The organism is Massilibacillus massiliensis (genome assembly GCF_900086705.1).
Classification (GTDB): Bacteria; Bacillota; Negativicutes; order FLKF01; family FLKF01; genus Massilibacillus; species Massilibacillus massiliensis.
Genome location: NZ_LT575483.1, coordinates 287,272 through 308,765 on the forward strand (window position 1 = coordinate 287,272; position 21,494 = coordinate 308,765).

22 protein-coding genes and 1 tRNA gene are annotated in these 21,494 nt (G+C 33.8%); 3 read left to right on the top strand and 20 right to left on the bottom strand.

Annotation, left to right across the window (positions count from 1 at the left end):
- The first annotated feature begins 33 nt into the window (after positions 1 to 33).
- Complete coding sequence (gene ylbJ, locus BN6559_RS01530; protein ID WP_199883673.1) at positions 34 to 1,287, top strand: sporulation integral membrane protein YlbJ; 1,254 nt, start codon at positions 34 to 36, stop codon at positions 1,285 to 1,287.
- Positions 1,288 to 1,407: 120 nt separating this feature from the next.
- Here ylbJ and BN6559_RS01535 read toward each other — a convergent pair whose 3' ends face one another.
- From BN6559_RS01535 to rsmD, 3 genes are read right to left on the bottom strand one after another with little or no spacing between them, the layout of a single operon-like run.
- On the bottom strand, positions 1,408 to 1,851 hold the full coding sequence (locus BN6559_RS01535) for an SPFH domain-containing protein (protein WP_110953109.1): 444 nt from the start codon (positions 1,849 to 1,851) through the stop codon (positions 1,408 to 1,410).
- A gap of 38 nt (positions 1,852 to 1,889) precedes the next feature.
- Entirely contained in the window at positions 1,890 to 2,375 is a 486-nt protein-coding gene (gene coaD / locus BN6559_RS01540; protein ID WP_110953110.1) for a pantetheine-phosphate adenylyltransferase, read from the bottom strand.
- A 14-nt stretch (positions 2,376 to 2,389) separates the two neighbouring features.
- Positions 2,390 to 2,956 carry a 16S rRNA (guanine(966)-N(2))-methyltransferase RsmD gene (rsmD, locus tag BN6559_RS01545; protein WP_110953111.1) on the bottom strand — a complete coding sequence of 189 codons (567 nt, stop codon included), beginning with the start codon at positions 2,954 to 2,956 and terminating at the stop codon, positions 2,390 to 2,392.
- Positions 2,957 to 3,114: 158 nt separating this feature from the next.
- Between rsmD and BN6559_RS01550 the strand changes: the two genes are divergently transcribed.
- Positions 3,115 to 4,776, top strand: a complete 1,662-nt coding sequence (locus BN6559_RS01550) for a DUF4127 family protein (RefSeq protein ID WP_110953112.1) — start codon at positions 3,115 to 3,117, stop codon at positions 4,774 to 4,776.
- A gap of 74 nt (positions 4,777 to 4,850) precedes the next feature.
- Positions 4,851 to 4,926: transfer RNA gene (locus BN6559_RS01555), tRNA-Gln, on the top strand.
- A 377-nt stretch (positions 4,927 to 5,303) separates the two neighbouring features.
- Here the strand turns inward: BN6559_RS01555 and BN6559_RS01560 are convergent.
- The 17 genes from BN6559_RS01560 to BN6559_RS01640 form a co-directional block, all read right to left on the bottom strand.
- Entirely contained in the window at positions 5,304 to 5,810 is a 507-nt protein-coding gene (locus BN6559_RS01560) for a cob(I)yrinic acid a,c-diamide adenosyltransferase (RefSeq protein WP_110953113.1), read from the bottom strand.
- Between the two features lie 28 nt (positions 5,811 to 5,838).
- A complete protein-coding gene (gene ndk / locus BN6559_RS01565; protein WP_110953114.1) occupies positions 5,839 to 6,255 on the bottom strand; it encodes a nucleoside-diphosphate kinase in 417 nt (138 codons plus the stop codon).
- Positions 6,256 to 6,271: 16 nt separating this feature from the next.
- Entirely contained in the window at positions 6,272 to 6,790 is a 519-nt protein-coding gene (locus BN6559_RS01570; RefSeq protein ID WP_110953115.1) for a gamma carbonic anhydrase family protein, read from the bottom strand.
- 87 nt (positions 6,791 to 6,877) lie between these two features.
- Entirely contained in the window at positions 6,878 to 7,321 is a 444-nt protein-coding gene (locus BN6559_RS01575; RefSeq protein ID WP_110953116.1) for a type II toxin-antitoxin system RatA family toxin, read from the bottom strand.
- Between the two features lie 10 nt (positions 7,322 to 7,331).
- Complete coding sequence (locus BN6559_RS01580) at positions 7,332 to 8,585, bottom strand: aspartate aminotransferase family protein (protein ID WP_110953117.1); 1,254 nt, start codon at positions 8,583 to 8,585, stop codon at positions 7,332 to 7,334.
- 78 nt (positions 8,586 to 8,663) lie between these two features.
- The gene (locus tag BN6559_RS01585; RefSeq protein WP_110953118.1) at positions 8,664 to 8,948 is read right to left on the bottom strand and encodes a YlmC/YmxH family sporulation protein; all 285 of its coding nucleotides are present in this window, start codon (positions 8,946 to 8,948) and stop codon (positions 8,664 to 8,666) included.
- Positions 8,949 to 9,251: a hypothetical protein gene (locus tag BN6559_RS01590; RefSeq protein ID WP_110953119.1), complete on the bottom strand. Its 303-nt coding sequence runs from the start codon at positions 9,249 to 9,251 to the stop codon at positions 8,949 to 8,951.
- 120 nt (positions 9,252 to 9,371) lie between these two features.
- Positions 9,372 to 10,286 (bottom strand): homoserine kinase, encoded by a 915-nt coding sequence (thrB, locus tag BN6559_RS01595; RefSeq protein WP_110953120.1) that lies wholly within the window; start codon positions 10,284 to 10,286, stop codon positions 9,372 to 9,374.
- 7 nt (positions 10,287 to 10,293) lie between these two features.
- On the bottom strand, positions 10,294 to 11,592 hold the full coding sequence (locus BN6559_RS01600) for a homoserine dehydrogenase (protein WP_110953121.1): 1,299 nt from the start codon (positions 11,590 to 11,592) through the stop codon (positions 10,294 to 10,296).
- 30 nt (positions 11,593 to 11,622) lie between these two features.
- On the bottom strand, positions 11,623 to 12,069 hold the full coding sequence (locus BN6559_RS01605) for an ACT domain-containing protein (RefSeq protein WP_110953122.1): 447 nt from the start codon (positions 12,067 to 12,069) through the stop codon (positions 11,623 to 11,625).
- A gap of 165 nt (positions 12,070 to 12,234) precedes the next feature.
- Positions 12,235 to 13,713, bottom strand: coding sequence for a stage IV sporulation protein A (gene spoIVA / locus BN6559_RS01610; RefSeq protein WP_110953123.1), 1,479 nt, complete (start codon positions 13,711 to 13,713; stop codon positions 12,235 to 12,237).
- Positions 13,714 to 13,948: 235 nt separating this feature from the next.
- Complete coding sequence (gene plsY / locus BN6559_RS01615) at positions 13,949 to 14,548, bottom strand: glycerol-3-phosphate 1-O-acyltransferase PlsY (protein ID WP_110953124.1); 600 nt, start codon at positions 14,546 to 14,548, stop codon at positions 13,949 to 13,951.
- A 30-nt stretch (positions 14,549 to 14,578) separates the two neighbouring features.
- Positions 14,579 to 15,904 (bottom strand): ribosome biogenesis GTPase Der, encoded by a 1,326-nt coding sequence (der, locus tag BN6559_RS01620; RefSeq protein ID WP_110953125.1) that lies wholly within the window; start codon positions 15,902 to 15,904, stop codon positions 14,579 to 14,581.
- Between the two features lie 16 nt (positions 15,905 to 15,920).
- A complete protein-coding gene (locus BN6559_RS01625; protein WP_456060944.1) occupies positions 15,921 to 17,303 on the bottom strand; it encodes a DUF512 domain-containing protein in 1,383 nt (460 codons plus the stop codon).
- Between the two features lie 97 nt (positions 17,304 to 17,400).
- A complete protein-coding gene (gene spoIIP / locus BN6559_RS01630; RefSeq protein ID WP_110953127.1) occupies positions 17,401 to 18,549 on the bottom strand; it encodes a stage II sporulation protein P in 1,149 nt (382 codons plus the stop codon).
- The gene (locus BN6559_RS01635) at positions 18,542 to 19,306 is read right to left on the bottom strand and encodes a DUF1614 domain-containing protein (RefSeq protein ID WP_110953128.1); all 765 of its coding nucleotides are present in this window, start codon (positions 19,304 to 19,306) and stop codon (positions 18,542 to 18,544) included. Before BN6559_RS01635 ends, spoIIP begins: the two co-directional genes overlap by 8 nt.
- A gap of 126 nt (positions 19,307 to 19,432) precedes the next feature.
- Entirely contained in the window at positions 19,433 to 21,400 is a 1,968-nt protein-coding gene (locus BN6559_RS01640; protein ID WP_110953129.1) for a bifunctional 4-hydroxy-3-methylbut-2-enyl diphosphate reductase/30S ribosomal protein S1, read from the bottom strand.
- Positions 21,401 to 21,494 lie beyond the last annotated feature (94 nt).

Here is a 21,494-nt window from a genome sequence, read left to right on the forward strand (position 1 = left end):
GAGGCACTATATAAGAATAAGGAGGAAAAATCCTTGCCTATATTACAAAAAGAAAAATCAAACCATTCTAAAATACTTACTTATTTCATTGCATTCTGTACTTTACTTCTTACAGCAGCAATGATCCAATATCCCAAAGAAACTTTTGATTCTGCGATCATCGGTTTGAATTTATGGTGGAATGTCGTTTTTCCATCATTGTTGCCTTTTTTTATATTATCAGAAATACTTATGGGAATTGGGGTTGTTCATGCATTAGGCATCCTATTAGAACCACTCATGCGTCCCATATTCAATGTGCCTGGAATTGGCGCCTTTGCACTTTCTATGGGATTAGCTTCTGGCTATCCAATGGACGCTGTAATCACTTGTAAATTTAGAAAAAACAAACTCTGCAGTACGGTTGAAGCTGAAAGACTATTGGCCTTCACGAATACCGCAGACCCCTTATTTATGTTCGGCGCTGTCGCCGTTGGTATGTTCGCAATGCCCGAACTGGGGTCAACAATCGCTATTTCTCATTACTTAGCAAGTTTTTTAGTCGGATTAATTTATCGGTTTTACGGAAGAAACCGTGATCAATATCATCCACGTAAAGAAAATGTAGACACAAAAAACATTTTTATTCGTGCATTTCATGAATTGTATGTTTCACGAAAAAAAGACAATCGCACATTCAGCGCATTATTAGGCGATTCTATAAAATCATCTATGAACACAATTTTATTAATTGGTGGATTTATTATATTATTCTCTGTCTTTTTAAAAATTTTATCAACCATCGGTGTTACAAATTACCTTGATGCACTTTTTTCACTATTGCTTGGTTGCATTGGATTTAGTACAAATCTTGCTCAATCATTAAGCATCGGCTTATTTGAAATAGATTTAGGTGCCTTATCCGCTAGTCAAGCCATTGCTCCGTTAAGTGAAAAAGTGGCGATTGCTGGAGCAATTATTGCTTGGAGTGGCCTTTCTGTACACGGGCAAGTTGCCAGTATCGTAATTGAAGCTGGAATTAATATGACACCATACATGGTAGCTAGGCTATTACATGCAATCTTATCTGCCATATTGACGCTATTATTTTTAGGTCCGTGGCAAAGTGTTATGAATTTATTTACATTCCCGGTTATGACAAATTCATATTATCCAACTTCTATCTTCTTTTGGGTCGACAAGCTAACACAAACATTGAATCAATTAGTTTTAATTTTATTTATTCTGTTAAGTATTTCTTTAGTTATACACATATTTAAAAAAATCTTTTTATATACAAAAAGATAAGAGAGTAAATTTCTCTTATCTTTTGCTTTTACATTAAAAAGGCCCCTGAAGGGGCTAATATAAAATTGATAAATTAAATATTTCTAATAAATTCAAAAATTAAATTACATTTTATCATTTTTATTTTTGATTCAAATTTTTATGTGCCTGCTGAATAACTTCCAAAGCTCCACCAACATTCGAAACCAAGTGCTTAAACACTTCATCCGCATACTTTAAAGAATCTTCTTTCAACTCTTTAGAATGCTGCATCGATTTTTCCACAATTTCTTGTGCCTGAACTTGTGCTAGTTTAACAACCTCATGTTCGTCTGTTAATTTCGTTGCATAAGTTTTTGCTCTCTCTACAATATCATTGGCTTCACGTTTCGCACCATTGATAATTTGTTCTCTATCTCTAACTAAATTATTGGCTTCTTGAATTTCTCTCGGTAATTCATCTCGTAATTCATCAATTAAACGAACCATATCATCTTCTTCAATTACTCGTTTATTTGTAAAAGGGACTCGGCCAGCTTCAAGCAATAAACGTTCAATTTCATCTAAAATTTCATCAATAGCCATCCATTTAAACCTCCTTCATAGAAAAGCATTGCATTTGATTACATTTTCTTATTTATACATTGTTTTATTTTTATTTCTACACATTCGGGAACAAGTCCTTTAATATTTCCATTAAACTTTGCTAATTCTTTGATTCCGCTTGAACTTAAAAAGGAATACTCATTACTGGTCATCATAAATATTGTTTCCATCTCTGGATCAATTTTTTTAATTAATAAAGCTCTTTGAAATTCATATTCAAAATCACCAATGGCACGAAGCCCTCTAATAATGATACTTGTATTGTGCTTTTTTGCATATTCACTTAACAAGCCAGAAAATGAATCTACCCTTATATTCTTAATATGTTTTGTAGATTCCTTCAGTAAGTCAACTCGCTCTTCTACTGTAAACATAGGCTTCTTATTGGGATTATGAAAAACGCCAACAATGACTTCATCAAACATATAACTTGCTCGTTCGAAGATATCTATGTGTCCATTCGTTACCGGATCAAAACTCCCAGGGCATACTGCAATACGCACACTAACTCCTCCATCTACTCTATATTCATTTTCTCATATGCGAAAAAGCTTACAATGGTTAATCCATACTTTTGACTGCGAATTAAATTCAAATTTGAGTATTCAGCTTTTATTTCATCTTCTTTAGAATGTTCAATAACTACGAGTCCATCATTTTTAATGATAGACAACTGGTCTAAAGTCTCCAAAATTTTTCCGACAAATCCCTTATTATAAGGAGGATCACAAAAAATCAAATCAAAAGTTTTTCCAGCGGTGTGAAATTTATGTAATGCCGAAAAAACATCAATTTTAAAGACCTCTGTCATTTCAAATAATTTTGTATGAATTGCATTCTCTTTAATAACATTAAAACTATTGATATTATGATCAATAAAAGTAGCCTTTTCAGCACCCCTGCTTAAAGCTTCTAAACCAAGATTACCTGTTCCAGCAAACAAATCTAATACATTTGCATGATAAACACGACCACCCAAAATATTAAATACGGATTCTTTGACTCGATCAGCAGTAGGTCTTGTCAACAAACCTTTTGGTGCCTTTAACTTACATCCTTTTGCAACGCCCGTTATTATCCTCATACTTTACCTCTATTATCTTTATCGAATATAATATTAACACATTTTTTTCATATAGTGAACTACTATTGTCAGACTTAAATATTTGATTTATTATAGTATGATGATATTAGTAAAGTTCTATAATACATATATCAAGATCAAATAAAGGATGATACCTGATGAACTATTTTCATGTAGTAATAACGACTTTATTATTAATAACATTCACCTTCTTCAGCGCTCTTCCACAAAAAGCAACGCGATTAGAAACAAAACAAACCTATACTTATACAATCCTTTTATTACCATTAGACAGTAGACCCGCATGTACTAAATTCATCTATGATTTAGGCAAAATTGCAAATATAAAAATTATAATGCCCCCCAAAGAGTTTTTAGACAACTACAAAGAAACTGCACAAACAACTTTATTAAGAGATTGGTTATCTGAAAATATAAAAAATGTTGATGCAAGTATCATTTCTATCGACATGCTAATTCATGGCAGCCTCTTAGCTTCCAGACATCCAACTGGTACGCCCGATGACGCAAACGTTACTTTACAATTATTAGAATCGATTCATGATAATCACCCTAAAATCCCGATGTATGTTTTCAGTATTTTACCTCGTTTATGGCCAGCAGATAATAATGAGAATCAAAAATATCAAAAACACCTTCTGGAATATTCAAAGCTAAAAGATCAAGTATATACATTTGAAAATCCTATAGATTTAGAAAAATTAAAGGAATTAGAAAATATAATTCCTTCCCAAGTATTGCAAAAATATGAAAATTTGTATCAAAAAAATGATCAATTAAATAGAAATTTAATTCGCTTAACACAAAAAGGCGTATTTAAACAGTTGATTATAGGGCAAGACGATAGTCAAATGTTTGGTATCCCAAACATTACAAAGCGGCAACTAGCCCACTATTTATTACAACAACAAATTTCTTCGGATAAAGTAGAAATCACCAGAGGAGCAGACGAAATCGCACTTACTTTATTAGGCAATATAACTAATCAGATCTATCATTACAAACCTAAAATTAACGTTCAATATTCTGATGATGAAGCCGCCAGCATGATTATGCCATATATGCCAAATTCCGTATCAACTACAGTAAAAGAAAAAATTGATTCCATTAACGGTCACATCGTAAGTGAACCTGAAGATGCTGATTTCATTTTATTTGTGCACATCGGAACAGAGAAAAACAAATTTAATCGTTTTGCGATAAATAAAAAAATAAAATTACTATTAGAAAAGAATTACAAAGTGGCACTTGTGGATTTAAGTGAAAACTTCTCATACGCTGAAACAATCTTCCCTAATTTAGTCAATAACGCAGCTCCAATCAATCATTTAATTTCTTATGCAGGTTGGAATACATCAAGCAATTCTATTGGCACCGCTCTCACACAGGCAACAATTTTTACGGCTAGATTACAGACTGCTACTGAACCTAATGACATTCTTTCTTTATATAAAAATAATTTAACCTTTTTAATTTCTCGTTATCTTGAAGATTATTATTATTTAAAAGATATCATTGATACCATCAATGATAATTTAAAAACCTCAAATATAAATCCTTATGATTTAGACGAACATTATAGTGCTGCAAATAAGTTATTAAATGTCGAAATGCACAAAAAAGTAAATTTAATTCAACATACTCAAGCTTTTAATTCTCCACTGCCTATAGCAATACACAATAAATTTATAGAAATTAAACCATCTAATTTAGAAATAACAACTTACTTTCCCTGGTCTAGAACATTTGAAATTTATCTAGATACCCAAATGGGAATAGAAAAACTTGAAAACAATTAACTTTTAAGCTTGACTAAAAACTTTTCTAGTTGTATAATATTTAATTGTCAGATGATATATTTTGACTTTCTCATTGGGGCGTCGCCAAGCTGGTAAGGCACGGGACTCTGACTCCCGCATTCGTTGGTTCGAATCCAGCCGCCTCAGCCATATTTTAAAATTAAACAACTGAGATAAATAAAAGCAGCTATTCAATGAATAGCTGCTTTTATTTATCTCAAGTAACTTCTACTAGCTTTATCCCAAGAACTTTTATACTAAACGCATTATTAAAAGCTCCACTATTTCATATTATAAATAAATCTATTCCTCTTTTTACAAATAAGAATTACACTCACTATCTTTATAGCATAAAAAAACCGCTCTTACGAGCGATTTTTTTATGCTATTATGCTTTGCAAAATACATGCATAATTTTACGTAATGATTTAGGCACAGATAAAACATATATTTTCAAAGATTTCATCATAATCGCCCCCTTATTACACCCACATAGCAAATTTACTATATACTATGTAATAAATAAATCATTGGCTACTACTATTTTCCTCTAGGCGCATTAATACAAAACATAAATCAGATAAACGATTTAATACAATAAGAACGTCTTGCGAAATTTTTTCATTTCTAGCCAAAGTCCAGACTTTACGTTCAGCCCTACGAACCACAGTTCTTGCTAAGTCTAACGCGGCTCCGCCCTTACTATTTCCCGAAATCAAAAATTTATTTAACGGAGGTAATTTAGAATCTATTTGATCAATCATCGACTCCAAATAAGAAATATGATCTACTGTAATATACTGACCTTCCGAAGTACTTGCTAATTCCGCCATGAGCGACATATTCATCTCTTGTAATTTATAAATCACTTCTTGAATAAACGTTTTTTCACAAAATGCTCGAGCTAAACCTAGAGCAGAGTTAATTTCATCAACAGTGCCATATGCATCTACACGTAAAGAATCTTTTTCCACGCGTTCGCCTGTATATAACCCAGTACTTCCATTATCACCAGTTTTAGTATAAACACTCATATAAGCATCTCCAATAAATTAATAATAATTAAGCAAATATTTCTGCTTCATTAAAAAAAATATGAATTTCACGTTCTGCACTCTCTTTACTATCAGAAGCATGTACAGCATTACAGCTCATACTTTCCGCAAAATCGGCACGAATTGTTCCTGGTTCTGCTTTCTCAGGATTTGTAGCACCATTTAGTTTTCTAACTTTACCGATTGCATTCTCGCCACTTAAGACCATAGCAACAATTGGACCTGATGTCATAAACTCTACTAAAGATGGATAAAATGGTTTTTCAACATGTTCAGCATAATGTTTTGCAGCCAATTCAGGTGTCATCTTCAATAATTTTAGAGCTGTTATTGTTAACTCACTCGCCTCATAACGTTTAATGATTTCACCAGTATAATGTTTGCTAAATGCATCTGGTTTGATTAGAACTAAAGTACTTTCCATAATAATAAAAATCTCCCTACCTTAAAATATATTCTTGCGCAACTAAATTATAGTTGATTGCAGACTCTTTAATTGCTCTGACTTCTTCATCCGTAAGTGTACGAACAACTTTGCCAGGCGCCCCCATTACCATAGAATTTGGGGGTATCTCTTTTCTTTCTGTCACGAGTGTTCCTGCGGCAACAATACAATTGTCACCAATCTTACAATACCCTAATAAGATAGCTCCCATACCGATTAAGCAATTATTGCCTACTGTACATCCATGAACAACTGCATTATGTCCAACAGTGACATAATCCCCTATAATAGCAGGATGATCTCCCATGACATGAACGGTAGAATTATCTTGAATATTTGTGTATTTTCCAATATGTATACGGTCAATATCTCCTCTTAATACAGAATTAAACCAAATACTTGAACCATGCTCAATTTTTACATCGCCAATGATGACTACACCATCTGCCACATATACACTACTATCTATCGAAGGTTTTAATGATTTATACGGTACGATACTTTTTTCGTCCATTACTTTAACACCTCTTTAAATATTTTCTGTATATTTCATAAACATCAGTTATTACTGTTTCTAATATTATACAATATTCTGATAATACTAATCAACCTTCTTATCCAATTCTTTTTTAATTCCTGATAACATTTCCATAGAATTATGATAAATTTTCCTCTTTAAAATAGGATTCATCATTGCCGCAAGCATTGGTATGCCAAAATCAAAATTTACGATCAACTTGACATTAACATACTCATTTTCTTGAAATAATGACCATTCCCCATCAAATCTTTTTAAATCTCCCTCTAATTGTTGATATGCAATATGAAAATTATCTCGATCAAAACAATCTAATTCCTTCCAATTTATTTCTAGACCGTCCACCTTACTTTTCCATTCCGTTATTGTTGTATCTGGAGTTCGTTCTAATACCTTTACACTAATTAAATTTTCCATAAAACGCGGATATTGTTCCATATCTTTTATAAACGCATAAACTTTTTCACAATTTCCTTTCATTAATAAAGCTGCTTCAACACAAGGCATAAAATCCCTCCTAAAATTCATCCGTTAATTGACTCGCTTGTTTTACAATATCATGTAATATTTCAGATATATCATCAATTATTTCATAAGAGATGATAAACGGCGGCTCAAACCGAATAACTTTAGGATTATTTAAAGTATATGCCACCATAATATGTTGTTTAATGCACTCTGCCATGATAAACCCACCAAGACCTTCTTCAGTCATCTCAATCCCAATCATTAAGCCTCGCCCTCTAACCTCTTGGATAACTTTTGGATATTCTTCTTTTAACGTATTTAACTTGCGCATGAAGTACGCACCTTTTTCAGCAACTTCATATGTAAAATATTCTTTCTTTAATATTTTAATGGTTTCTATTGCAGCAACACAAGCCAACTGATTGCCACCAAAAGTCGATGTATGTAAAAATGGACTTTCAATATATTTACTCCATATTTCTTCTTTTGCACAAAAAGCCCCGATTGGCATAACACCGCCACCCAATGCTTTTGCAACGATCATTATATCGGGAATAACTTGATGAGCATCTACCGCAAACATTTGTCCGGTCCGCCCCAATCCAGTTTGGATCTCATCACAAATCAATAAAATATTTTTTTCATCACATAAATTTCTTAATGCAGGAATATATTCTTGCGGTGGCACTATAATCCCACCTTCACCTTGTATAGGTTCTATGATAATTGCAGCCGTATTATGATCAATTTCCCGTTCTGCAGCTGCAATATCGCCGAAATCTACATGGACGAAATCTGGAAGTAATGGTTTAAATGGATCACGAAATAAATCACGCCCCGTAGCAGTAAGTGAACCAAAAGTTTTGCCATGAAATGCATTACGCATAGATATGATTTTGGTTTTCTCGGTATGCAATCTAGCTAATTTGAGTGCACCTTCCACAGCTTCCGTTCCGCTATTTACAAAAAAACTATATTTCAATCCTTTAGGTAAAATCTCTGCTAGTAATGATGAAAGTTCTGCCAACTTATCATTCAAAAATATTTTACTTGATAATGGTATATAATCTAACTGCCTTTTCACCGCTTCAATAATAGCTTCATTTCGATGACCTAAACTAAATACACCATACCCCCCCAAACAATCAATATATCTATTCCCCTTTGTATCAAACACATATATTCCTTTTGAGTAACATTCAATTGTTGCTAGTCCCATTATTTTAAACAATTTTGCAATGGCTGGATTTACATTCTCTTCATATCTTTTTAATGTTAATTGAGTTAATTCGTCCTTACTCATTTCAAACCACCTCCGTAAATGCGATACTCTTCTATATCTTACATCGCTATTTTATTACTAAATATTGAAATCTACATTTCACAGATTTGTTTTCTTTGTATTAAATAAATATCGATTATTCTCATGCGCATTCATATCGATAATGATGATTTCATTTCCGATTTTTTTTATTGCTCGCCAAGGAATCATATGTGCTTTACTCTCTGATAAAAATGGAAATAACGAATGCTTTGCCGGCAATAAAATAGAACTAATTTTACCGCTTTTCTCATCAAAAAGAAGCTCACATTCATCTACAATATTTAATTTTACCCCATCATTCATATTGATAATTTCTTTTCCGTACAATTCACTTATTCGCACTTATTTCACCCGCTTTATTAAATTTATTATAATCGGTTGCACAATAGCTAAACTAATTGCTACAAAAGCTAATGGATCCATATCAACAACAAAAAAATTAACTTTTTCTGGTACAGAAATTTTTAAAAATGAAACCAGCATGATTAGAGATAAATAAATACCTCCTGCAATAGCAATCAATTCTTGAATAGCCAAAGATAAAGGAGAATTTTTTTTCTCCACTTCAAATTCCTTGCGATAATTACAAGATCTAAGCCAAACTGAATAGCCCAAACAAAAGCAAAATACTATTATAATTCCCATATAAACATATAATACCTCCCAAGGTATATTAATAAATTATATGAGACACTTCACACTTTATACATAGAAATAAAATAAACAGGCATGACATTCATACCTGTTTATTTTATTTCTATGAAATTATAGGGCTCTTACCCCCTGATGATCTATTTTTAGTTCCAAATATTTAGCAGCAATGTTATGTTCTTTAAAAGCGGCAACCATTGCTTCACCAATTTCCTCCACACGATTCGTAGCAAAAGCAATCAAGCATGGCCCTGCACCACTCAGTACAGCTCCCAAAGCCCCCTGCTCGATTGCAGCTTTCAATACATTTTGCATACCAGGTATTAATTTTTCACGATATGGCTGATGAATTCTATCATCTAAAGCACTTCTTAAATGCTCTAATTCACCCTTACAAAGTGCTCCAACTAATAAAGCCGTGTGACTAATATTAAAAACTGCATCTTTTATCGATATAGTATCTGGTAAAACTTTTCTTGCAGCTTTCGTAGATAAATTAAAATTAGGAATCGCAACCACTAACTTTAAATCGACTTCTGGGATAAAAGATAATGTTTTGGCTTGTTGATCTTTCATAAGGCTTAAGGTGATACCTCCAAAGATTGCCGGAGCTACATTATCTGGATGACCTTCTATCTCCGTTGCCATTTGAAAAATTTCTTGTTTGTCAAAAACATTTCCAATTGCAAGATTGGCCGCCATTAGTCCCGATACAATTGCAGCTGCACTACTCCCAAGACCTCGAGACAAAGGGATATTATTTAGCATTCTAATATGTGCTCCCTGATATTGCTCTCCCGCTTTTTGCAGAAGCATTTGCATTGATTTCCAAACAATATTACGTTTGTCGCATGGAATACTATTTTTTCCTTCACCAGTAATTTCTACAATAATTTTATTCTCTCTCAATAAAGAAACTTCTAATTCATTATAGATATTACAAGCCATTCCAATTGAATCAAATCCAGGACCACAATTGGCAGTCGTTCCGGGCACACGAACTCTAACTGTATTTTCTCCCTTTAACATGACACAATTACGCCTCCTGAGGTGTTTCAACCCTAATAATATTACGAATTTCAGATACAACTGATAAATCCTTAATTGTGGTAGACGCCTTTCTAAGATTTTCTTCTGCTACATTATGCGTAATCAGCACGATCTCAGCACGATTATTGACTTTCCGCGTTTGAATCACAGAATTTAAGCTAACACCAGACCTGCCAAAAACTCCAGCAATTGTTGCTAATACTCCTGGTTCATCTTCAACCAATAGTCTTACATAATATGCAGAAGCCGTTTTTTCTATCGGACAAACCTTTCTATGTTCAAAACAAGTACAACGCACACTACCAACAATATGATTTACAATATTTCTAGCAATATCAATTACATCACCTACCACAGCACTGGCTGTAGGTTTTTCTCCTGCTCCACGTCCATAAAACATAGTTTCACCAACTGCATTTCCTTTTACAAAAATTGCATTAAAGACATCACTGACTGCAGCAAGCGGATGTTCTTTAGAAATGAAAACTGGATGTACCCTAACATCAACACCATTTTCTCCGCAGTCCTTAGCAATTGCTAATAATTTTATTACATAACCCAATTCACGTGCATACTCAATATCCTCAGGTGTAATTTTCGTAATACCTTCTACATAAACATCCTCTAACCCAACTCTTGTGTTAAAAGCTATAGACGATAAAATTGTGATTTTACGTGCCGCATCCAGACCTTCCACATCTGCTGTAGGATCCGCCTCAGCATACCCCTTTTCTTGCGCTTCTGCAAGCACTGCATTATAATCCATTTTCTCATCTGTCATTTTTGTTAACATATAATTGGTCGTTCCATTTACAATCCCCATTACCTCGGTAATTTTATTTGCAGTTAAGCATTGTTTTAATGGAGTAATAATGGGAATCCCACCACCAACACTAGCTTCAAACATAAAATCAACATCATGTTTCTTAGCTGCTTCAAACATTTCGCGACCAAATTTAGCAACAACATCTTTATTCGCAGTTACTACATGTTTTCCAGCATTTAACGCACGCAACATATATTCTTTCGCGGGATTTTCTCCTCCCATAACTTCAATCACAATATCAATTTCCTCGTCGTTTATGATATCATTCACGTCTGAAGTTACAGAAAAATCGCCTTCAATCGTACGCTTTTTATTTATATCTCGTACTAAAACTTTTTTTATCTTTACATTTCCCCCAACTTTTTGAGAGATTTCATATGCATTTTCTTTTAAAACTTTTAAAACGCCTCCACCGACAGTTCCCAATCCAAGCAGTCCGATATTAATATTTTTTTTCATACTGTTCAAATCCTTTCCTTCAGGAGGACACTATGCTTGTCCTAATACTTCTAAACGTTTAACACCCTCAACCATTCTCAACTTATCTAATAAAGCTTCTAAATCAACAACCAGTTCAGCAGTTTCAATAGAAACCGTAGCATTTGCTACGCCCTGTAACGGAATTCCTTGATTAATTGTTAATACACTTCCAGCATCTGCTGATATGGTATTTAAAACACGAGATAACACACCTTGCTTATGTTCTAACAATAATGTTAATGTTACTATTTTATCTTGGCTTGCTTCATAAAAAGGAAAAACAAAATCTTTATATTTATAATATGCGCTCCGGCTCAATTCCATTTTTTCAACAGCTTCATTAATGGTTTTTGCCTCACCACGTTTTAACATTTCCTTAACGCGAATTGTTTTTTTTATTGCTTCTGGTAATATTTCTTCTCTAACTAAAAAAAATCCTGATTGTTGTTTATTCATAACGAAACCCTCCGTGTTTTTACAATGGATAATAATCTATGTACAGAAGACATTATAACATTATTACTTTACAAATTACAATAGGAAATCCCGATTAAAATTTATGATTTCATATCGTTTTATAGAAAAACAAGAGGCCGTCTCAAAAGAGACAACCTCTTATTATTAAAAGATAATACAAATTAACCCGCCGCTTCCATCATTCACAATCTTGGTTAAAGCATCGCGTAGTTTTATCTGAGCATTTTCAGGCATGCCGGCCAACTTATTTTGAATGCCTTCTCTTACAAGTGAATTTAACGATTTACCAAATAAGTTAGTGCGCCAAATTCTTTCCGGTTCACCTTCAAATTCTCGCATTAAATACTGAATTAATTCTTCACTTTGTTTCTCTGTACCTAATATTGGCGATATTTCTGCCTGCACATCGGTCTTTATAATATGCAACGATGGAGCAGTTGCTTTCAGTCTAACACCAAATTTATTTCCGGTCCGAATAATTTCAGGCTCTTCTAATACCATCTCATCTATCTGCGGAGCAACAACAGCATATCCTGTTTCTTTTACCTGTTCTAATGCATCCGCTAATTTATCATATTCTCTTTTTGCAACTGCTAAACTTTGCATTAAACGCAGCAAATGGTGTTCCCCACTAACTGTAAATCCAGTTAATTCTTCTATAACTTGATAGAATAAATCACCTCTAGCAGTAATTTCAATTACTGCTACGCCACTGCCTAAATCCATATCTTGTAAAATAACATCAGCAACAAATTCACAATTTGCCAATTCATCGATCGCACCATCAATATCACGAAGTCTACGAATTTCTCCAATAACTTCATTAACTGAACTTGTGAATTTTTCCTTTAACCAATGTGTATCACTTAATTCTTCTACCCATTTTGGCAATTCAATATTTACTTCTTTTACAGGGAACTCATACAATACTTCTTGTAATATTGCATAAATATCTTCACTGCCCAATTTGGCACAATCTACAGGAATTACCGGAACATTATATTTTCCTTCTAACTCAGCAACTAATTCAAGAGTTTCCATTGCAGTTGGCTTATTTGTATTTATAATCACTAAAAAAGGTTTTTGAAGCTCTTTTAATTCTGAAATCACACGTTCTTCCGCTTCTATATATTTTTCTCGTTCTAGTTCAGTCACACTGCCATCCGTACTAACAACTAATCCAATCGTAGAATGTTCTGTTATTACTTTTTTTGTTCCTATTTCAGCGGCTTCTTGAAAAGGTATTTCTTCTTCAAACCAAGGAGTAAGTACCATACGCGGGACATCTTGCTCCGCATACCCCAAGGCACCCTCAACAGTATAGCCAACGCAATCAACCATGCGTACTCTCACTGCAACATTATCCTTAATACTTATTTCAACAGCTTCATTTGGAATAAATTTAGGCTCCGTTGTCATGATTGTTTTTCCAGCAGCACTCTGTGGCAGCTCATCTTTTGCACGTTCTTGTTCATATGGATCCGTAATATTTGGCAAAATCATCGTTTCCATAAACTTTTTAATAAAAGTTGATTTACCCGTACGTACCGGACCAACAACACCAATATAGATATCTCCCCCAGTACGTTCAGCAATATCTCTAAATAAATCAAACTTCTCCATATATGTAATCCCTCCCCACACAATAGATAGTTTTTGTGAGCGATCGCCGATTAAACTCCCCCCTCACTTAGATAAACTTATTCATACGAGAAGGAAAATAACATGAATGAACTTTTAGCAATGCTCATTAGTCATTAATAAATATATGATGAATCTATCATTCTATGCCCAATATTTTCATATAAAAAATATAAGCATGTATTCATAAAATCATTGAACACATGCTTATATCAATTTACTTATTTAGATTTCCAGCTTTTATTTTAGATTCATTCCCTCGAATTAATCGTTGAATATTGGATTTATGCCTGTAAATTATAAAACAAGCAGCTAAAATACTGAAATATAAATATTCACCCGGCACACCAAAATAATACGCACAAATAGGCACCATAGTTGCTGCAATAATAGAAGCCAATGACACATATTTCGTAAAATATACGATAACAAGCCAAATTGTAAATACAATAACTGTAACTTTCGGCATGAGCATTGTAATAACCCCCAAACCAGTAGCAACACCTTTTCCACCTGTAAACCGCAGTAAAATCGACCAGTTATGGCCAACGATGGCCGAAATTCCACCTAATATCATAGCAAATGGCGTACCAATAAAATAATAACCAAATAAAACACCTAGCATCCCTTTTAAAAGATCCATACTAAAAATCACTATAGCTGGCTTTACCCCTATAATTCTATAAGCGTTGGTAGCACCAATATTTTTACTTCCATGATCCCGCAAGTCAATTTTCCAAATCAATTTACCCAAAATTAATCCATTCGGTATAGATCCAATGAAATAAGCCACTACAACTACGAGAAAATTTTCCACTTCTTAGCCTCCTATAAAACCGCGTGAATCTTAATTCTCTTCTTCTTTTCTTCCTCTAACAACTAACTTAAGGGGTGTTCCTTCAAAACCAAAGCTTTCCCTTAACTTATTTTCCAAGAAACGCAGGTAAGAAAAATGCATAATCTCCGGTTCATTTACAAAGAAGATAAACGTCGGTGGTTTTATATCTGCTTGTGTCGTAAACAATATTTTAAGTTTTTTTCCTTTATGAGAAGGTGGTGGATTTATTGATGTAGCATCAATAATAATTTGATTTAATACACTGGTCTGAATCCGCATTGCCTGTTGTTCAGCAACGTATTTTACTAGATCAGTTACCCTATGTACACGTTGCTTTGTTAACGCGGAAGTATATAATACAGGTGCATATTGCAAAAAGCCAAGCTCGCTACGTAAATTTTCTGTGAACCTTAAAGACGTTTTATCATCCTTTTCAAGCAAGTCCCACTTATTAACAACGATAATAACACCCTTACCACCTTCATGTGCATACCCAGCAATTTTTTTATCTTGTTCTGTAATTCCTTCAGCAGCGTTAATCACCATTAATACAACATCAGATCGATCTATAGCTCTAAGAGAACGCATTACGCTATAACGTTCAATTGGCAAATCAATCTTCGCTTTTCTCCGCATTCCAGCCGTGTCAATTAGAATAAATTTAATTCCATCTTTTGAGAAATGTGTATCAATTGCATCACGCGTAGTCCCAGGAATATCACTAACGATAACACGTTCTTGTCCTATCAAAGCATTTACTAAAGAAGATTTCCCCACATTTGGTCGACCAATTACAGCAATACTAATTTCATCAGTTTCTTTTGCTTCATTTAAATTTTTTGGAAAAGACTCCACAATTTTATCTAATAAATCACCAAGATTTAAAGCATTTGAGGCCGAAATTGGAATGGGGTCACCTAAACCTAGATTGTAAAATTCGTAAATATCTACTTCCCGATTTGGACTATCAATCTTATTTACAGCTAACAATACAGGTTTTTTACTATTTCGTAAAATATGGGCTACTTCAATATCAGCTGTTGTCATACCTGTTTTTCCATCAAGAACAAATACAACAACATCGGCTTCTTCAATAGCTAAATTGGCTTGATAACGCATTGACTTTAAAATATGATCCGTAGTTTCAATTTCAATTCCACCCGTATCAATCATTGTAAATTCACAGTTTAACCACTCTGCATCAAGATAAATTCTATCTCTAGTAACGCCTGGAATATCTTCTACGATTGAAACTCTTTTTTTACCTATTTGATTAAATAAAGTTGATTTACCTACATTTGGACGACCGACGATCGCAACTATTGGTTTACTCATTCGCATCACCTATCTTTTATTTATTTTGAGAATATGCTCCATTACTTTGCCAAGTGTAAACTTTACTTTCATTCTTTATTTGAACATTACCTTCATGCCAATTCAATAAAATATGTTTTAGTTCAATTCCATTATTGGCAACTCGTACATCACTATCCAAATCCTTTGATAAATCATTCAGTGTATAATCATCTAAAAAAATATTTTCGCCACTTCTAAGTGATACCCCAGGGATAATAATTCCAGATCGTTTATCCGGTGCTTCTTGTAAAGCAGCTAAAATATCTTGTCCCGTCAATAACCCTGTTACAGTGATATCTTTACCAAAAAATTGATTTTCTACTGCGACCAGTCTAACAAATAAATTAGGAATTTCTAGCTGATCAATTAGAGGCTGTAAAACAAGCTTTGCTGATTTGCCACATACAACATCTAAGTATATAGGTTGTTCATACGCATTGCAAATAATATCTTTGGACTCTTCCCACTCAGAAATGAATTTTCTCGTTAGTCCTATCCCATTTTCCAGTTGTGGAAACCCGTCATAATACTCATAATTAGGAATTTTTCTATCCGCTAAAAAATAAAATTCATCCCCTAAATAAACAAAGTTATTTTTAATCTTATCACGATTGACGATTTTCCAATCTTCAATCATATCAATCACATCATTTGCTTGCTCTTTTGTAAACATGTTGAGGGGATGACAACCCTCCCGGTATCGTGTAAGCCCGACCGGAACAATTGCTACTGATAATATAAACGGTTGAAACGCCAATAAATCATCCAACGTTTTTTTCAAAATAGGCCCATCATTAATTTCTGGACAAAGCACGATTTGCGTATGAAAATCAATATCATCCATCTTTAGTCGATCTAATTGCTCCAATATATTTGCAGCACTCTTATTATGTAACATTTTAGCCCTTAATGCACCATCTGTTGTATGTACAGATACAAATAACGGAGACAAATGTAATTTTTTTATACGATCAAAATCTTCATCGTTCATATTCGTTAATGTAACAAAATTTCCATATAAAAAGGACATCCTATAATCATCATCTTTTATTGCTAAGCTTGAACGCATGTTCGGCGCAATTTGATCTACAAAACAGAACCAACACTGATTATAACAACGTTGAATTCCGTCAAACACGGCGTTTTCAAACTCTACACCTAACTCTTCATCATATTCTTTATCAAATTCAATAAATTCACGTTCACCATCTTTTTTTTCAATAAGTAACGAAACCTCTTCATCAGCCAGAGCAAAACTAAGATCTATAATATCTCTTAGCTTTTGTCCATTAATCTCCAAAATTTTATCGCCAACTTCAAGACCTATTTCTTCCGCAATACTCCCCTCATCTATACTAGCTACTACACCATAACAGATCAAAACTTTCACCTCATAAAATCATTCATTCTTTCATAATATAGCAAGGAGTGATTTTAATCATCACTCCTTGCTATATTATTATACATGATTTATCTTATCTTTTCTCCACATCATCATCATTTTTTACTTCTTTTTCTGAATTCTTACTCCCAAATACGTCTTTAAATTCATTATGAGCAAAATTATGCATTTTTGCTTTTGCTTCCTTCATACCACCCGTACTTATAAGCATAAATATTATCACACCTCCTACTAAAAATGCAATAATATAACCAATAGATTTTACAGAACCAGAAATTCCTGCCTCTTTTGTTCCCACGCCAGCACTGCCTTCTACATTACTAGGGTTAGCCGAGGTTACACCTAGTACTCCAGGAATTATATCCGCAAACATCGCAATACCACGTTCAGCTTCCTCTCGTGCATTTGTATGTGCGCCAACTTCTATCAGCATAGATTTAGGATGTAAATCTTGATTATAATCGCCACCCTTTGCAAAAAATATGCCTTTTACTAAACCGGGATGCTGCTCATCGGATACAGCTTTCATCTGCAACGCATATTCTTCGATCTGCTTACTTGTTGCTCCGAATTTTCCAACAACCAACTGAATTTTTGTAAAATCCTCGTTATCACCTTTATAGGCTTCTGGTGGCGTAGCATCTCGATGAATATCAAAGATTGCATCTGGCTGCTGTTCTTTTAGCAGCTTAACAACCGTACGTCTAGAGCGTTCATAAGCCATATCATCATGCGGACTATGATTTGCATCAGAATGAATTGCCTCTATTCCCTTTTCCTCTAGCGCTTTTGCTAAAGAATCTCCTACTTTTATAATTCCACCATCGCCCTCATCACTACTTTCAGTACCATCACTAGGTACATACGATTCATCATTATGTGTATGGTATAAGGCTACTTTTTTTATATTTTCAGCTTCTGCAATTGATGTTTGAAAAAAACTCCACCAATATTTTTTTGCTTTATAGCTATCTAAATATTCAACTAAATTAATATCACCAATAAATTTGACGCTTGCATTTTTTCCATCAATTTTTACAATTTCATATCTCTTATTATTTGCTGTTAAAAATTCATCACCAATATGCGCTTTCCAACCTGTAATATAGACGATCGAACCGGATTCATCAATCATATTATAATAATTGGACTGCGCTTTTACCGGTACAACTATAAACAAAATAAGAAAAGTTAACAACATAATCCTCAAAATTTTATTCATGTTCTCCACCTCTAGAAGAATTTTCTTTAGATTTTTTTCTTTCTTCCATAGAAATGACACGCGAGCTCTTTTTTAAATTTTTTTCCGGAATCCCCAGTTCTTTACTAAATTCATAAGCACTCGTTATTTTACTTGTATGTGCTTTATGACCACCTTGCAATTTTTCACGTGTTTCACCTACCAATTCAGCCATCATAATTGCCACAAATCCAGCAATAACTACAACATCAAAAACTCCAGCTCCACCTATAGCAGTGGTTCCTACGATTCCTCTACTCGCCAAATTCATAAAATGAATTATATCGCTTAATACAATACCTAAGACGCCCCCAATAAAGGCGCTTCTTCTTGATCTACCAATGACATATGCTACAATTCCGGCTGAGATACCATAAATCAATTTAGGGTCAAAAAACATATTCTCTGGTTCATAAGGCAAATAACGTGAACCTAAAAAAACAATAAACGCAACCATCAGCATTGCTAAAATCGCACGAATTCTCTCAATCGTTTGGTCCGCCTTTATCATCAGCCAGATAGATAATAAAGCAGGCAATAGTGCACCACCAACATTTACGGTCAAATTACCACTAGTGGAAATCGGTATATCAATAAAACTTCCAACCACCATTGCTAAAATAAACAAAATTGCCTGCTTATCAGTTAAACGCATTCTATCTAATAATCTTTGTGCAATACCAAAATAAACAAAAACTCCAATTACAAGTAAAGCAATCATTCCCAACGGCATATTCATTTACATACCACCTTTTATTCATAAAAATATCATCAGAAATAGATTGCCCGATTTTATAGATTGAAATACAAAAAACATGGTTTTTAGCCATGTTTTTTGTATTTCAATCTATAAAACTAAAAATTTTTAATCCGCAAAGTTTTTAAATAAGTGCCCAAATTTATCACCTAGTGTACTTTTAGTTTCTGCTTGTGCTTCTATATACTCTTGATATTCCTGGTGTTCAACTTCTTGTTGTGCTTGTAATAAACTCAAGCCAATTTTTTTATGCGTTCTGTCAATATGCAGGATTTTAACTCTTAATTTATCACCAACTGCCACTGCCTCATCGGCTTTATTTAAATGTTTCTCAGACAATTCACTTAAATGAATTAATCCTTCCAATCCATTTGCTAGTGAAGCAAATGCACCAAAACTCATAATTTTAACAACAGTAACATCTACAAGTGTATTTTCACACAAAGATTCTACTTTATCTAACCACGGATCCCGATAAACGTCTTTTAAACTTAATGAAATTCGTTTTGTTTTTTCATCAAAGTTTGTTACCATCACAGAAACTTTATCGCCAACCTGTACTACTTCACTTGGTTCTTTCACGCGTTCCCATGATAATTCAGAAATATGTACCAACCCATCGATACCTCCAATATCGACAAAAGCACCATAACTTGTTAAACGTTTTACAGTTCCTTGTATAATTTGATTAACTGAAAGTTTATTAAAAAAAGCTTGCTCTTTACGCAGGTTTTCTTCTTCTAGAATTACTCGTCGAGAAAAGATTGCTTTGCCTTTTTCTTTATTTAATTCTATTATTCTAAAATCAAACTCTCGACCTGCATATTCTTCTAAGCTCTCAACAAATTTAATATCAAACTGCGATGCTGGTACAAAACCTCGAATACCAAGAACCTCTATACTTAATCCGCCTTTTATCGCAGCAGTTACAACGCCTTTTACGGGTTCCTTTGTCATTAAGCCTTCTTCCAATTTGCCCCATGCAGTGTGTTTATCCGCTCTTACTTTAGATAATTTCAAGCCATCTTCTCCATCTAAAGCTAAAACATATACATTGATCAAATCTCCAATAGCAACAATATCATTGGGACTTTCTGGAACAGGGTACGCTAATTCTGTAATTGGAATTATACCTTCCGCTTTATATCCTATGTCAATAAAAACCTCATTTTTATGGATTCCAACCACTTTTCCTTGTATTAAATCATTTACTTTTATTTCTTTCATTGGTATTTCTAATAAATCTTCCATATTGTTCACCTTATTATAAACCTCCTTAATAATCCAATCTGGCGTAGAAGCACCAGCGGTTATCCCCACGCGTTTCACATCAACAAACCATGACTCTTTTAATTCCTTTACCGTTTCAATATGATACGTAACGGTACCAGTTTTTGTACATAATTCAGCTAAACGTGTAGTATTGGCACTATTTTTCCCACCAATCACCAGCATAACATCAACATCATTTGCCAATGCGATTGCCGCCGCCTGACGTTGTTCGGTTGCGGTACAGATCGTACGTTCAATTTTTATATCATTTGATTTATCCATCAAAACATCTACAATTTTTTTAAAAGCTTTGCCTGAAAAAGTAGTTTGTGCAACAATCCCCAATTTATCTATAAAATTTAAATTTTTAGCTTCTTCCTCTGTCTCTATAATAAGTGCCTGTTTTCCCGACCATTCAAAAATGCTTTTTACTTCCGGATGACATTTTTCTCCAATAATAATGACTTGATATCCATCCTCTGATAATTCATGCGCAGCCATTTGAGCCTTTTTTACATGTGGACAAGTAGCATCCACTGAATTAAAATTAGCCTTTTTTGCTTGTTCATAAACTTCAGGCCCGACACCATGGGACCGAATAATAATCGTGCCACCATCAACTTCTGATAAATGATTTACCATCCCGACACCTTCTTTGGCCAATCGTTCAACCATTTGAGGATTGTGGATAATTGGGCCTAACGTATAGGACGGACCTTCTAAATTTATACTATCTTGCGCCATTTTTACAGCACGTTTCACGCCATAACAAAATCCATAATGTTCAGCCAATATTACTTTCATATGTATCTATATCGTTATTAGATACCTAATAACGAATTCACCTCACTTTATTTATGTATAACTTTAATTATATCATATTCTAATATTCAAAAAC

Coding starts and splice junctions, on each gene's coding strand:
- BN6559_RS01635 (WP_110953128.1), bottom strand. CDS start 19,306: ATGAATATGCCGTTGGGAATGATTGCTTTACTTGTAATTGGAGTTTTT.
- BN6559_RS01640 (WP_110953129.1), bottom strand. CDS start 21,400: ATGAAAGTAATATTGGCTGAACATTATGGATTTTGTTATGGCGTGAAA.
- BN6559_RS01560 (WP_110953113.1), bottom strand. CDS start 5,810: ATGAGTGTTTATACTAAAACTGGTGATAATGGAAGTACTGGGTTATAT.
- BN6559_RS01535 (WP_110953109.1), bottom strand. CDS start 1,851: ATGGCTATTGATGAAATTTTAGATGAAATTGAACGTTTATTGCTTGAA.
- BN6559_RS01600 (WP_110953121.1), bottom strand. CDS start 11,592: ATGAAAAAAAATATTAATATCGGACTGCTTGGATTGGGAACTGTCGGT.
- spoIIP (WP_110953127.1), bottom strand. CDS start 18,549: ATGAATAAAATTTTGAGGATTATGTTGTTAACTTTTCTTATTTTGTTT.
- BN6559_RS01605 (WP_110953122.1), bottom strand. CDS start 12,069: ATGAATAAACAACAATCAGGATTTTTTTTAGTTAGAGAAGAAATATTA.
- ndk (WP_110953114.1), bottom strand. CDS start 6,255: ATGGAAAGTACTTTAGTTCTAATCAAACCAGATGCATTTAGCAAACAT.
- spoIVA (WP_110953123.1), bottom strand. CDS start 13,713: ATGGAGAAGTTTGATTTATTTAGAGATATTGCTGAACGTACTGGGGGA.
- BN6559_RS01550 (WP_110953112.1), top strand. CDS start 3,115: ATGAACTATTTTCATGTAGTAATAACGACTTTATTATTAATAACATTC.
- BN6559_RS01570 (WP_110953115.1), bottom strand. CDS start 6,790: ATGGACGAAAAAAGTATCGTACCGTATAAATCATTAAAACCTTCGATA.
- BN6559_RS01590 (WP_110953119.1), bottom strand. CDS start 9,251: ATGGGAATTATAATAGTATTTTGCTTTTGTTTGGGCTATTCAGTTTGG.
- rsmD (WP_110953111.1), bottom strand. CDS start 2,956: ATGAGGATAATAACGGGCGTTGCAAAAGGATGTAAGTTAAAGGCACCA.
- BN6559_RS01580 (WP_110953117.1), bottom strand. CDS start 8,585: ATGAGTAAGGACGAATTAACTCAATTAACATTAAAAAGATATGAAGAG.
- BN6559_RS01575 (WP_110953116.1), bottom strand. CDS start 7,321: ATGCCTTGTGTTGAAGCAGCTTTATTAATGAAAGGAAATTGTGAAAAA.
- thrB (WP_110953120.1), bottom strand. CDS start 10,286: ATGTTAAAGGGAGAAAATACAGTTAGAGTTCGTGTGCCCGGAACGACT.
- der (WP_110953125.1), bottom strand. CDS start 15,904: ATGAGTAAACCAATAGTTGCGATCGTCGGTCGTCCAAATGTAGGTAAA.